The 14,015-nt window shown below is 40.4% G+C and carries 12 protein-coding genes; 6 read left to right on the forward strand and 6 right to left on the reverse strand.

Annotation, left to right across the window (positions count from 1 at the left end; translation table 11 throughout):
* Positions 1 to 35: 35 nt before the first annotated feature.
* From EG365_RS15560 to phnX, 3 genes are read left to right on the forward strand one after another with little or no spacing between them, the layout of a single operon-like run.
* On the forward strand, positions 36 to 1,190 hold the full coding sequence (locus EG365_RS15560) for a TIGR03364 family FAD-dependent oxidoreductase (protein WP_001057858.1): 1,155 nt from the start codon (positions 36 to 38) through the stop codon (positions 1,188 to 1,190).
* A 26-nt stretch (positions 1,191 to 1,216) separates the two neighbouring features.
* The gene (gene phnW, locus EG365_RS15565; protein WP_000275148.1) at positions 1,217 to 2,404 is read left to right on the forward strand and encodes a 2-aminoethylphosphonate--pyruvate transaminase; all 1,188 of its coding nucleotides are present in this window, start codon (positions 1,217 to 1,219) and stop codon (positions 2,402 to 2,404) included.
* Positions 2,405 to 2,430: 26 nt separating this feature from the next.
* The gene (phnX, locus tag EG365_RS15570) at positions 2,431 to 3,246 is read left to right on the forward strand and encodes a phosphonoacetaldehyde hydrolase (RefSeq protein ID WP_000210526.1); all 816 of its coding nucleotides are present in this window, start codon (positions 2,431 to 2,433) and stop codon (positions 3,244 to 3,246) included.
* A gap of 214 nt (positions 3,247 to 3,460) precedes the next feature.
* Here phnX and EG365_RS15575 read toward each other — a convergent pair whose 3' ends face one another.
* Both EG365_RS15575 and EG365_RS15580 read right to left on the reverse strand, forming a co-directional pair.
* Positions 3,461 to 4,711 (reverse strand): MFS transporter, encoded by a 1,251-nt coding sequence (locus tag EG365_RS15575; RefSeq protein WP_000224800.1) that lies wholly within the window; start codon positions 4,709 to 4,711, stop codon positions 3,461 to 3,463.
* Positions 4,712 to 4,772: 61 nt separating this feature from the next.
* Positions 4,773 to 5,924: an acyl-CoA dehydrogenase family protein gene (locus tag EG365_RS15580; RefSeq protein ID WP_000617419.1), complete on the reverse strand. Its 1,152-nt coding sequence runs from the start codon at positions 5,922 to 5,924 to the stop codon at positions 4,773 to 4,775.
* Positions 5,925 to 6,255: 331 nt separating this feature from the next.
* Here EG365_RS15580 and EG365_RS15585 point away from each other — a divergent pair, with 331 nt between their 5' ends.
* Positions 6,256 to 7,473, forward strand: coding sequence for a CaiB/BaiF CoA transferase family protein (locus tag EG365_RS15585; RefSeq protein ID WP_000501101.1), 1,218 nt, complete (start codon positions 6,256 to 6,258; stop codon positions 7,471 to 7,473).
* Between the two features lie 186 nt (positions 7,474 to 7,659).
* Positions 7,660 to 8,505 (forward strand): IclR family transcriptional regulator, encoded by an 846-nt coding sequence (locus EG365_RS15590; protein WP_000996083.1) that lies wholly within the window; start codon positions 7,660 to 7,662, stop codon positions 8,503 to 8,505.
* A gap of 67 nt (positions 8,506 to 8,572) precedes the next feature.
* Here the strand turns inward: EG365_RS15590 and EG365_RS15595 are convergent, their stop codons facing one another.
* Complete coding sequence (locus EG365_RS15595) at positions 8,573 to 9,382, reverse strand: enoyl-CoA hydratase (protein ID WP_001186963.1); 810 nt, start codon at positions 9,380 to 9,382, stop codon at positions 8,573 to 8,575.
* Positions 9,383 to 9,603: 221 nt separating this feature from the next.
* Between EG365_RS15595 and EG365_RS15600 the strand changes: the two genes are divergently transcribed.
* Positions 9,604 to 10,575 carry an NAD(P)H-dependent flavin oxidoreductase gene (locus EG365_RS15600; protein WP_000850354.1) on the forward strand — a complete coding sequence of 324 codons (972 nt, stop codon included), beginning with the start codon at positions 9,604 to 9,606 and terminating at the stop codon, positions 10,573 to 10,575.
* Between the two features lie 35 nt (positions 10,576 to 10,610).
* On the opposite strand, the gene EG365_RS15605 is transcribed toward EG365_RS15600, so the two are convergent.
* The 3 genes from EG365_RS15605 to EG365_RS15615 all read right to left on the reverse strand — a co-directional run bounded on the left by EG365_RS15605 (position 10,611) and on the right by EG365_RS15615 (position 14,004).
* Positions 10,611 to 11,783, reverse strand: coding sequence for an MFS transporter (locus EG365_RS15605; RefSeq protein ID WP_000977183.1), 1,173 nt, complete (start codon positions 11,781 to 11,783; stop codon positions 10,611 to 10,613).
* A gap of 63 nt (positions 11,784 to 11,846) precedes the next feature.
* Positions 11,847 to 12,689, reverse strand: coding sequence for an IclR family transcriptional regulator (locus tag EG365_RS15610; RefSeq protein ID WP_000081482.1), 843 nt, complete (start codon positions 12,687 to 12,689; stop codon positions 11,847 to 11,849).
* 109 nt (positions 12,690 to 12,798) lie between these two features.
* A complete protein-coding gene (locus tag EG365_RS15615; RefSeq protein ID WP_000930800.1) occupies positions 12,799 to 14,004 on the reverse strand; it encodes a 3-oxoadipyl-CoA thiolase in 1,206 nt (401 codons plus the stop codon).
* Positions 14,005 to 14,015 lie beyond the last annotated feature (11 nt).

A 14,015-nucleotide genomic window follows, 5' to 3' on the forward strand; every position in this document is an offset into this window, starting at 1 on the left:
TTTATTCATCCTAAATTTCGCAAATTGGAAGTCTTATGAATAATGCACAGTTTGATTTAATTGTTGTCGGAGCCGGTATTTTAGGTTTGTCCGCTGCAATACAGGCACAAGAACAAGGCTTGAAAGTTTGCATCTTCGAGAAAAATGCCAAGCCTGTGGGCGCAACTCGCCGTAATTTCGGCATGGTCGGAACATCGACCTTAACCCATCCAGAGCAACAGTGGCGAAAGTACGCGCTTGAAACGCGTTCTTTTTATCAGCGTATTCAAACTGAAACCGATATTTCGTTTGCTCAACGCCAAGGTGTCTATCTGGCAAACACGGCACTTGAATGGCAGGTTTTAAATGAGTTTGCCGAGCGTGCAAATAATTACCAAATTCCAGTTCATTTGTTTAGCCATGAGGAATTGGTCACCCAATTTTCTTATTTAAATCCTTCGCAGCAGTTTCAAGGCGGTTTGGTTTTTGAAGAAGATTATTCGGTCGAACCGCATGTGGTTGGGCAGCGACTATTGGCATATGCCGAAAGAAAAGGCGTAAATATTTATACCAATGCTTGTGTCGTTCAAACCCAATATCAACATGAAATTTGTCAGGTTCGCTTGGCAAGTGGCGAGGCATATCGGGCAAATAAAGTTTTGATCTGCCACGGTGAAATCATCGATGTTTTATATCCGGATCTCTTACAAAGCTTGAATCTGAAACGCTGTGGCTTACAAATGGCCCTGACTCAACGGTTTCACCAAAAATTAAATGCTTCTCTTTATTCAGGCTTATCTATTTCACGTTATCCGGCTTTTGAAATTTGCCCAAGTCATGCTGAGCTGGTTAAAGCGTCACAACAGGGTTTCATTAAAGAATTCGGTATTCATATTCTGATTAAACAAAACGAATTTGGCGAACTGATCGTAGGCGATAGTCATGAATATCATTCGATTAATGAAGCGCCTCAGTTCGAGCAGCGTGAAGAGATTAATGAATTTATCCAAGTTTACTGCCATGAAAAACTAGGGCTGAATTTACCTCCAATTCAAAAACGTTGGAATGGTTATTACCTGACCCATGAACATGAGTTGGCCTGTGTCACTGAAGCTGAAAAAAATATCTTTCTGGTGAGTGCGATTGCTGGCAAAGGCATGACTACAGGGGCTGGCTTTATGAAAGAAATATTAGAACAAAATATTTACTAGTTTGTCATCTGGTTTAAACCAGATTGATGTATATTGAAATGAACGCGAAAGAAATGAGTAACATTATGAACATGCAACCCCAACTCGATATGGATTTAGAGAACAAGTATTTGCTTCTTACTCCAGGACCATTATCAACATCGGCAACAGTACGCCGTGCCATGCAAAAAGACTGGTGTACTTGGGACCAAGAATACAACTCGCTGGTACAAGATATTCGTAATCGACTGGTAAAGTTGGCAACCAGCGAACCTGAAAAATATACGGCTGTGTTAATGCAAGGCAGTGGAAGTTTTGCTGTGGAGTCTGTGCTTGGGTCAGCTATTCCACGTGATGGCAAAATCTTGATCATTAATAATGGCGCATATGGTGCACGTATGGTGCAAATGGCGCGTTGCCTAAATATTGAAGTGATCGAGCTGAACTATTTAGAAACCCAAACACCAGATTTACAAGAAGTTGAGCGTGTTTTAAAAGATAAAACCATTAGTCATGTTGCTTGTGTGCACTGTGAAACCACCACTGGTATTTTAAACCCGATTCAAGAGATAGGCCGTTTAGTTAAAGCGGCAGGAAAAATCTGGATTGTGGATGCCATGAGTTCATTTGGTGGAGTACCTATGGATATGGCTGAGCTTGAAATTGATTTTCTAATTTCAAGTGCAAATAAATGTATTCAAGGTGTTCCGGGCTTTGGCTTTATTTTGGCAAAGCGTGATTGTCTAGAAGCATGTAAAGGTTTGGCACGTTCGGTTAGCCTCGATTTGTATGATCAGTGGAATACCATGGAGCAGCATAACGGCAAATGGCGTTTTACCTCGCCAACCCATGTGGTACGTGCATTTTATCAAGCATTACTTGAGCTTGAGACAGAAGGCGGTGTTGCTGCACGTTATCAACGTTATTTACAAAACCAACAAACCTTATCTAAAGGTATGCAACAACTTGGCTTTGAGTTGGTACTTGGTGAAGAGTGCCTACAATCACCCATCATTACCACTTTTCTTTACCCAACAGCCGAGAAATTTAGCTTTCAGTCATTCTATGAAACGCTAAAAAAATCAGGCTATGTAATTTATCCGGGCAAAGTCACAGATCTCAACTGCTTCCGTATAGGCAATATTGGCGAAGTTTATATTCAAGATATTGAAGGGCTTCTTGCTGCAATTGCGAGCTACTGCGAAAACCACCTAAACCAAGCTGTAACAGCATAATTTTTATTAAATTAAGGGGATACATCATGACAACCAACAACACACAAATTCAGGCTGTGGTTTTTGACTGGGCTGGTACAACAGTAGATTTTGGCTCACGCGCACCAATTTTAGCTTTTATGGCTTTATTTAAAGACAATAAAGTTGAAATTACGGTTGAAGAAGCGCGTGCCCCAATGGGGTTAGAAAAACGTGACCATATTGCAGCTGTTTTAAAAATGCCGCGTGTAGCAGCGGCATGGCAGGAAGTATACGGGCAGGCGGCAACTGAAGCAGATATTGACCGTTTATATAAAGACTTTATTCCGTACCAGTTAAATTCTATTCCGAAATGTTCTGCTTTAATTCCGGGGGCATTAGCTACTTTTGAAAATATTAAAAAGCGTGGTGCAAAAATTGGCAGTAACACGGGCTATGCATCCATGATGATTGGTCGTTTAGTTAAAGATGCTGCTGATCAGGGTTACCGACCGGACTGTATCGTTACTGCTAGCGACGTGAAATATGGCCGTCCATATCCTGAAATGTTATGGAAGAACTTAATTCAACTCGACGTATCGGACATCAAAACTGTTGTAAAAGTAGATGATACCGTGGTGGGTATTGATGAAGGTTTAAATGCGGGATGTTGGACAGTAGGACTTGCAATTAGTGGCAATGAAGTCGGTTTAAGCTATGAAGAGTGGAGCGCATTATCGGCCGATGAACAAATTGTGCTAAAAGATAAGGCATACCAAAAAATGAATGCGTCAGGCGCTCACTATGTGATTGATAGTGTCGCTGACTTACCAAACATACTAGATGATATTGAACGCCGTTTGGAGCAGGGTGAACGACCTTAAAGATAATTTAGGCCAATATATTTTTAAGCTTAGCTCCCTTGGGAGCTAAGCTTACCTAAAAAATTAAAATGAAGAGTAATAAACTCTACATATGTGGAAATAAGGAATAACTTTGAAACGTCAATTCCTTATTTTTGGCTAACGATTTAAAAAACATGTTTCGATCGTTAGCACTATCAATCAGATAGGCATATGACCTATTTGATAGATCTTTTTACGACTTTTGTGGGTCGTATATTTTTTCTTTAATGAATAGGGCTGGTATCACACCACAAATGAGGTAGGCAGCGCCCATGACGACAAAACCTAAACCAATTGAGCCGCCAGAGGCTAAGAAACCAATCGTTGCAGGGGCTAATGCAGCGCCTAAACGTCCGACGTTATAAGCACCACCAATAGCTGTACCGCGAATTGCTGTCCCAAAGCTTTCGGTCATGTAGGTTGCATTTACGCCATACGGGATGCCGTAGAGGAAACCAAAGGTCACCAGTAAATATAGAATGTTGCTTGGCGAGTTATAAAAGACAATCAGAGGTAAGAAAATAGCAGTGCCGATTGCACCAAAAGCATAAGTAAAACGGCGCCCTAATTTATCTGCCATCATGCCCGCAAGGACTTTACCTAAAATCATGGCGGTATATGTACCTACCATATAGGCGGTCATTTCCTTAAATTTCATACCCAGTTCGCTTTCTAGATATGAAGGCATCCAGTTATTTACACCATAGTAGCCAAACTGTAAAAAGCCTGCCGTTAACGCCCATAAGATAAACATATTACGGTTTCGTTTATCTTGGAAAATAAGCTTAAATGCCGAGGTTTTCGATGCGTTTTGAGCCATGACTGGTTGTTGTAGTCGAGACTTTTGCCATGCTTCTGGTTCTGGTACAAGCACATGCATGAGGACAGCAATAACAACAGGAATAATCGCAACATAAAACAGCATGCGCCAGCCATGATCAGGAATAATCCAACCTGCAAGCAAGGTCGCAACAATATAGCCGACGGTCCAGCCAGCTTGTAAAGTGCCCAGTACTGTAGTGCGATAACGGGTTGGAACATATTCGGCCATGAGGGTATTACAGGCGATATAAAGTGAACCCAAACCCAGTGATGCAAAAAATCTTAAAATACCAAATTGAAGAAAGCTTTGGGTGAAACCTAAGCCACAGGTGAGGAGCGAGAAAGTTAAAATAGAAATAACCACAATGCGCACGCGACCAAATTTATCGCACGCCCATCCCCCAAAAATTCCACCAACAGCCATACCTGCTAATGTAAAACTGCCAAGCATACCTGCTTGTACTGAACTTAATCCAAAATCTGCCTTAATACTATTTAAGCTATAAGACAGCAGCATCAAATCTGCTCCATCTACCAATAGTGCTAGAAATGCAAAAATAAATGCTATTTTCCACGTATGAGGTTGTATACGAGAAAAACCGTCTTTGTAATTTGTAGCCATAATCCATTACCTACATTTGATAAAAAGCACTTCAAGTCGTTTTAAAGTGCTTAAAATTTGATTAAGACGCAGCGCGAATCATGTTTCGGGCAATAATCATTTGTTGAATTTGAGTGGTCCCTTCATAGAGACGGAACAGACGAACATCTCGATAAAAACGTTCAATGGCATATTCACTGATATAACCCGCACCGCCGTGAATTTGTACGCAGCGATCAGCAACGCGGCCACACATTTCGGTTGCAAACATTTTTGCGCATGAGGCTTCAGTGCTAACGTTTTGTCCTGCATCGCGTAGGCGTGCAGCGTCTAAGACCATACATTTAGCGGCATAAATTTCAGCTTTTGAGTCGGCAAGCATGGCTTGAATGAGTTGAAATTCAGCAATCGGTTGTCCAAATTGCTTGCGTTCGATGGCGTAATTTAAAGAATCGTCTAGCATTCGTGTTGCTGCACCGACGCTCAAAGCCGCAATATGCAAGCGGCCTTTATCGAGTACTTTCATGGCTGTTTTAAAACCAACACCTTCAACACCACCAATGAGTGCGGAAGCAGGGATGCGACAATTTTCGAAAATAACGTCACAGGTATGTGCGCCTTTTTGCCCCATTTTTTTATCGCGTTTGCCAAGAGAAATGCCCGGAGTTTGGCTATCGACGATAAAAGCAGAAATGCCGCCAGCACCTTTAATGTCAAAGTTTGTGCGTGCCATGACTGTAAATACACCAGCATGAGGTGCATTGGTAATAAAACGTTTGGTGCCGTTTAACACATAAAAATCGCCATCTTTTACTGCACTGGTTTTTAAAGATGCCGCATCAGAACCTGCATCCGGTTCGGTTAAGCAAAAAGAGCTGATCACTTCACCACGTGCTAAACGCGGTAAGAAAAAGGATTTTTGTGCTTCGGTCCCATCAATAATCAGGCCACTTGAGCCAATGCCATTATTGGTCCCAATGAGAGAACGAAAAGCAGGAGAGGTACGACCCAATTCAAAAGCCACATAGACTTCTTCTTCCATCGTCAGGCCAAGACCTTCGTATTCTTCAGGAATGGTTAAACCAAATAAACCGAGAGCTTTCATTTGCTCAACGATATCTGGAGGAATTTCATCCGTTTCAGCGACTTCATTCTCATGAGGAATTAATACACCTTCAACAAATTGTCGAATCATATCAACAAGTTGATTTAAGGTTTCCTGATCTCGAATCATAGTCTCGTCCTTTTACTACATGCAGAAAACATCAATGTGATGTTCGTAAAATCACCAATATTTGAAGTGATAGTAATCAAAGGACGAACGCAAAACAATATATTTTGAAAATTAATTTCGCAATGCGATACTCTGTTGTTGATTTATATTTGGCTAATTTGTTGATTTATTTAAGCTATATTTTCTTGTAAAAAATCATTATTTTTAGTGGAAAATTAAAGTTTGATTTTTCAAAAGAGGTGTGTATATTAAAAATATATATCGCTATGCGAAATTTTAAATGGATAAGTTTTCCTATAGGAAATAAGTCACAAAATATAGTGGGATAAAGATGGGTGCTTTAAATGGAATTCGGGTGCTTGACTTAAGTCGGGTATTGGCTGGGCCTTGGTGTGGGCAGATTCTTGCCGATTTAGGCGCAGAAGTAATCAAGATTGAACGGCCGAAAGTTGGTGACGATACCCGTTCTTGGGGACCACCTTGGATGAAAGATGACTCAGGCCAAGATACTCAAGAAGCCGCTTATTATCAGTCAACCAACCGCAATAAACTATCGGTTGCCATCGACATTGCCAATCCTGATGGCCAAGAATTGATTAAAGCGCTTATTCAAGATACCGATGTCGTGATTGAAAACTACAAAGCGGGTTCTTTAAAGAAGTACGGTTTGGATTACGAGTCTTTATCTGCGATTAACCCTAAACTGGTGTATTGCTCGATTACTGGTTTTGGTCAAACTGGCCCAAGAGCAGAAGAGCCCGGTTATGACTTTATTATTCAGGGCATGGGCGGACTCATGTCAGTTACAGGTGAGCGTGATGATTTGCCGGGTGGTGGTCCACAAAAAGTAGGCGTTGCATTTTCTGACTTAGCCACGGGACTTTATTCTACGATTGCCATACAGGCTGCTTTACTCAACCGCCATGTGACGGGTTTAGGCCAATATATTGATATGGCTTTGCTTGATGTTCAAATTGCCACAATGGCAAATCAGGGAATGAATTATTTGTCATCAGGAAATATCCCTAAGCGTTATGGCAATGCACACGCTAATATTGTGCCTTATCAAGTGTTCAAAGCTTCTGACCGTGATTTTATTATCGCGTGTGGAAATGACACTCAGTTTATTCAACTCTGTCGAAGTATTGGTTTACCCGATTTACCAAACGATGCACGTTTTGCCCGAAATGCAAATCGCATTAAGCATCGCGATGAAATTATCGGAATTTTACAAACTCACTTTTTAACAAAAACAGCAGATGAATGGGTAGATGCAATTTATGCTGCTAAAGTTCCCGTAGGTGTAATCAATAACTTGGAACAAGCTTTTCAAGAACCGCAAGTGATTGCCCGTGAAATGTTAGTCGAGATGAACCATCCTCAACGTGAAAAACTGAAGGTAATTGGGTCACCAATCAAACTTTCTAGAACGCCAGTTGAGTACAAAACAGCACCTCCGCTGTTGGGTGAGCATACGCAGGCCGTTTTGGGGCGAATAGTTTCTTCAGAAAAACTAGCAGAGCTTAAAGAAAAGGGCGTAATTGGGTAGGTGGCTTAGAAGCGGAAGATTAAAATTATATTTAAAATCAGAAAATAAAATATTTAATCTTTCGCTTTAATAAGTTAAATGAAGTTATCTTTAAAATGCAGACTAGGATGTTTGCTCTTTTGCTATTTATAGAAAAAATAGATTATAATTTTCGCAGTGCGAAACAAAATATGGATTGGTATGACAATGAATGATGCAGTTGATGCAGAACAGACAGAAAAATTATTAGCGCCTTTAAGGCATGAATTATTACATCCGATTGAAGACATGCAGGATGAAAATGATCGTCAATTTATTACTGCATTAGCACGTGGTTTAGAGCTATTACGTTGTTTTACGCCTAAACATCAGCATTTGGGCAATCAAGAGCTTGCTCAGATGACAGGTTTGCCAAAACCAACCATTACTCGCCTCACACATACCTTGTCGCGTTTGGGTTATATCAAACAAGTACCTAACTCAAGCAAATTTCAGCTTTCAGTTGGAGTTCTTGCGTTTGGTTATTCGATGCTGTCTAACGTATCGATTCGCTCTATTGCTCATCCATATATGAAAAATTTGGCAGACTATGCTGGCGCTGCTGTAGCCATGGCAACACGTGATCGACTGAACATGATTTATCTTGATGTGGTGCAAGGCAAAGGCAATATGACCATGCGCCGTCAAGTTGGAACCTATTTACCGATTCATTTAAGTTCGATGGGACGTGCGTGTTTAGCTGCAATGCCTGAAGATGAAAGAGAGTTCTTACTTAATGCCATTCGTAACAAGCACAAAGAAGACTGGATCAAAATTAACCGTGATTTAGACAAAGCCTTTAAAGATTACCAAGATTTTGGATACTGTTTTTCTATTGGCGAATGGCATAAAGATGTCAATTCGGTTGCGGTTCCACTCATTCATGAACAACATGGTTTATTGGTGTTTAACTGTGGTGGTCCAAGCTTTATTATGAACCGTGAAAAACTCGAAGAAGATATTGCACCACGTCTTTTACATATGGTGAATAATATTCGTACCGAGATTAGCTAAACCTATTTGATCCATTTATAAGAGCCAGCTTTGTTTTTTTCAAGGCTGGCTTTTTATTGGGTAAGCTTTAGGCTGTTTGCTTATGAAAGTTCGGTTTCCGTTTTTCTTTGAAAGCACTTAATGCTTCTTTAAACTCGGAACCTTGTAAACAATGCGAGAAAATAGTCGACTCATGGTCAATACGATTGAGTAGATCATCAATTGGCATATCTCTTAGTAACTTTTTACTGAGCTGTAAGGCTTGGCTTGGTTTGTGAGCAAGTTTAATTGCCACATCTTCAACCACTTGATCCAGCTCATTGGCTTCAAATATTTCATTTACCAGACCATAATTTTTTGCTTGTTCCACCGAAAACTTTTCACCGAGTAAAATAATTTCCGAAGCTCGAGCAAAGCCCAATAATCTTGGCAAGATGTAACTTGAACCCGCTTCAGGTACAAGCCCTAAATTCACAAAGGGGAACTGAAAAATAGAGTTTTGGCTTGCATATACAAGGTCGCAATGTAGAAGCATAGTGCTGCCAATGCCAATTGCCACACCATTTACTTTAGCAATAATCGGTTTTGGAAAAGTTGCTAAGCTTTTTAAGAAAACAATCGAAGCGGGTGGTTCTGAAGTGGTGGTATCTCGTTTTTCAAATGCGTTTACATCATTGCCGCTGGTAAATGCGGAGTCTTCACCAGTAAGCACAACCACATGAATGTCTTGATTGGTTGCAGCTTGATCTAATGCCTGACTTAAAGCTGCATACATTTCATAATTAATTGCATTCTTTTTAGTGGCATTACTCATGGTGAGCGTTAGTATATTTCTATCAAAATACTTATGAATTGTGCCTGTTTTAAGCTCGCTTTGGGTTTTGTTGTTCTGCTGCATCGTTCATTCCTTTAAATAATTTTCCGTCTAAAATTTAAACTGATGCTATCGAAAAATAATTCCGTTATCAATTATTTTGTTTTATATTGTGGTATAAAATTTTGTATTGTGAAATTTTTAACTTAAATTACTTTAAATACTGATAGGATTTATGTGTAAATAAGCATCTAGCCCTGCTAGGGAAATAAGAGGCTGGCTATAGAACAGTGAGTGGAAAGAATATGAAGACCAAAATTACAGAACTATTTGAAATTGAGCATCCAATTATTCAAGGCGGTATGCATTATGTTGGTTTTGCAGAGCTTGCTGCTGCGGTTTCGAACGCGGGCGGGTTAGGTATTATCACTGGCCTGACTCAGCGTACACCTGAAAATCTGGCAAAAGAAATTGCACGTTGCCGAGAAATGACCGATAAACCTTTTGGGGTAAATTTAACCTTTTTACCTACCGTAAATACTCCTGATTATCCGGGTTTTGTAGAGGCAATTATTAAAGGTGGCGTAAAGATTGTAGAAACAGCAGGGCGTAATCCTGAACAGGTGATGCCATATTTAAAGGCTGCTGGTATTAAAGTAATTCACAAATGTACTTCGGTTCGACATAGCTTAAAAGCTCAGCAAATTGGATGTGATGCGGTTTCTGTAGATGGTTTTGAGTGTGGTGGGCATCCTGGTGAAGATGACGTGCCAAATATGATTTTATTGCCCTTAGCAGCCGATGCATTAGACATCCCGTTTGTTGCCTCAGGTGGTATGGCAGATGGGCGCTCACTCGCGGCTGCTTTAGCGATGGGAGCCGATGGAATTAATATGGGAACGCGCTTTATTGCGACTCAGGAAGCTCCCGTACATGCAAATGTGAAACAGGCGATTCTGAATGCAACCGAACGAGATACGCGTTTAATTATGCGTGCTTTGCGAAATACTGAACGTGTCATGAATAATGCGGCCGTAGAAAAAATCGTGGCAAAAGAAAAAGCACTCGGTGATAACATTAAGTTTGAAGATATTATTGAAGAAGTTGCAGGGGTTTATCCAAAAGTCATGATTGATGGAGATGTTAATGCAGGAGCATGGTCATGTGGGTTGGTGGCTAGCTTGATTCATGATATTCCGACATGCGATGAACTGGTTAACCGAATTGTCAAAGAGGCAGAAGATATTATTCGCGGACGTTTATCAGGGCTTTTATAACGAACTATTAGCCTATTTTGAGATCAGCACAAGTTTTAATTGTGCTGATTTTTTGCATCACGTACACAATAATAAAGACATAAAACGGCAAAAATTAAGCCTAAAATACATACACCTGTCCATCCAAAGTGTTTCCAAGCATAACTTCCCGCTGTTGTGCCTAAAGCGCCGCCAGCAAAGTAACCTGTCATATAAATGGCATTAAACCGTGAACGTAATTCTTGATTAAGTTTAAATACAATACTTTGATTGGTGACATGTACAGCAGAAAGAGAAGCGTAGAGAATGAGTAAGGCAATAATATAAAAAGCAAAATGGTAGGGTAAAAGTGAAAAAAGAATCCAACTTAATATAAGGCCAATGCCGCAATAAATTGAAATTTTATGGATATAGCCTTGGTCAATAAATTTGCCTGAAAAATTAGCAACGAAAGTTCCTAACACGCCAACAAAACCGAAAAGGCCAATGGTAAAGTCACTAAAAAAATAGGGCGCCGGAGCCAAAAGCAACGACATGGTGGTAAAGGTTAAACTCACGCATGCAAATGTAAAACCACCAATATAAGTTCTAGTCCTTAAACGTCGATTTTGAATAAAAATCTGTGGTAAAGAACGAATGGTTTTCGCATAGTTTTCAGATTTAGTCGGTGGAAATAACCCGATATTACGATGCAAAATAAAGGCAATCACAAGTAACAGAAAACCACTAACCAGATAAATAATATTCCATGCAAAAAGTGTAGACATCAGTCCAGAAAGGGAGCGGGCGATTAAAACCCCCATCATCAGTCCACTCAGTAAAAAGCCTACGACACGGCCACTTTGTTGAATTGGAACCAGACTTGCAGCAAGCGGTAACAACAGTTGGGCTGCGCTGGAAAATAAACCAGTAATGATAGTGCCAAGCAGTAAAAGATAAATATTGTGCGAAAAACCGCTAATAATTAATCCACTTGAAGCCAATAACATAAAGATAAATAGTAGCTTGCGCTTTTCTATTATGTCCCCTAATGGCATTAAAAAGAGTAAGCCACATGCGTAGGTGATTTGGGCTAGAGTGGGCACCCACGCTGTGGTTGTTTCGGTTAAATTTAGGCTTACACTAATTGAGTGAATAAGTGGCTGACTAAAATAATTTCCACCTGTACAAATGCCTGCGGCAATCGCCATTAAAATAATGGTTGGGGTATAGAGTGCGTTTTTCATCATGCCTATAGTCATAATGAAAGTGGAACCTTAATCAACACAACCATGACTGTCTAAGCACGATTGTTAGTGCGTTTCATTCAAAGCATCTTGAATATTGTGCACCATGTGGATTAAACGTGGTCCAATTTCACCTTCAAGTTTTTCTGGATTTAAATGAAAACTTGGCGCACCACAGTTAAAAACATAAAGACCGTGTTTAGAACTAACCAAAGGTACAGCCACCGAGTTCACTTCTTTATGCCACTCACCTAACGACAAACAATATCCATAATCTTGATAATCACGGAAAGCTCGTTCTAAAGAGCGTTTTATGGCTGGCCAGTTTTCGGGGTTCTTTTGTTTTAGTGCATCAAGTAGAAAGTTGCGTTCACGTTCAGGGGTCGCAGCTAAGCATGCTCGGCCCATTGAACTGCTATGCAGTGGTAAAGTTGAACCAATTGGACGGCGCATGTTTAATGCAGTTTCAATTTGCACAACATCGATATACACCATATTTAAGCGATCACGCGTTGCCATCGCTACAGGCGCTTGAACATACTGGCTCATCTCTTCCATATATTGATGAGCAATATTACGAATCGAGATGTTAGATAATGCTGCATATCCTAAAGATAAAACGCCAATATCTAATGTATATTTGGTCGAGTTAGGCAATTGTTTTAAATAACCTAATGACACAAGGGTATTGGTAATACGTGCAATGGTCGGTTTAGGTAAACCTGTCATTTTTGCTAATTCTTGGTTGCCAAGCACCTGATTATTTGCAGAAAAGCATCTTAAAAGTTCTAAACCGCGTGCTAAAGAAGCAATAAATTGCGGGTTGTTTTCCCGATGTATATGCGAAATAGGATCTAAACGTATCTCATCAAAATTTATTGGTTTTTCAGTTTCCGTGTTTTGAGACATTCGATCCTCAAATATAATTAAAGCAATAGTTTTGCCATTATATTTCGCTCTGCAAAATAAATCCATTCATCACTGCGCTGTTGTGATGAATGGATATCCGGTTCAATGGTTATGAAACGTTTTCAATCACCATCGCAAGACCTTGACCTACACCAATACATAAGCTCACCACGGCATATTTCTTCTTACGGCGAATTAACTCGCGCGCTACTGTTAACGCAAGACGAGCGCCTGAAGCACCAAGTGGATGACCAACAGCAATCGCACCACCGTTCGGGTTCACACGTGGATCATTAAAATCAACATTTAAACCTTTTAAACAAGATAAAACTTGTGAAGCAAAGGCTTCATTAATTTCAATAATATCCATGTCATCTAAAGTAAGGCCAGCACGTGCAACCGCTTTTTTAATGGCTTCGATCGGACCTGCACCCATAATGCGTGGCTCAATACCTGCAGCCGCCGCTGATAAGATTTTTGCCATTGGTTTTAAGCCATATTTTTGACCTGCTGCTTCTGAACCAATCAAAAGTGCTGCTGCACCATCATTAATACCTGAGGCATTACCAGCTGTAACCACGCCACCTTCAAATAGCGGTTTTAACTTTGTGAGTGCTTCAACAGTTGAACTTGGGCGAGGATGTTCATCTTCTGAAACGAATTTAGGGGGCAATTTTTTGCCTTGGAAAACCTCAATTGGAGTAATTTCATCGGCAAAGAAACCTTCTTCTTTGGCTTTTTGATATTTGGCTTGTGATTGGGCTGCAAATAAGTCTGCTTGCTCACGACTAATCCCAAACTCGGCTGCAACGTTATCGCCCGTTTCAGGCATTGAATGTCCGCCGTACTGAGCAATAATTTTTTTATTTGGAAAGCGAGAGCCAATGGTGGTGTCATAAATTTTTGCATCACGGCTATAAGCGCTTTCTGCTTTACCCATCACAAAGGGTGCACGTGACATACTTTCTACACCACCAGCAATATACAGTTCACCTTCACCACAAGTAATAGCACGTGCTGAGTCAATCACGGCACCTAAACCACTAGCACATAGGCGGTTTACCGTCTGGCCCGGTACAGTAACAGGTAAACCTGCAAGTAATAATGCATTTCGTGCCACATTACGGCTATCTTCACCCGCTTGGTTAGTGTCGCCTAAAATCACATCTTCAATATCAGCGCCCGGTACACCAGTTTTTTCTAGTAGTTTTTGAATGACAGTTGCGGCCAAATCATCAGGACGAATTGAGGCAAGTTCACCTGCATGACGGCCAAATGGACTACGTAAACCATCATAAATATATGCATTTAACATTGAGAAATTCC

It is taken from the genome of Acinetobacter sp. FDAARGOS_494 (assembly GCF_003812225.1).
GTDB lineage: Bacteria > Pseudomonadota > Gammaproteobacteria > Pseudomonadales > Moraxellaceae > Acinetobacter > Acinetobacter baumannii.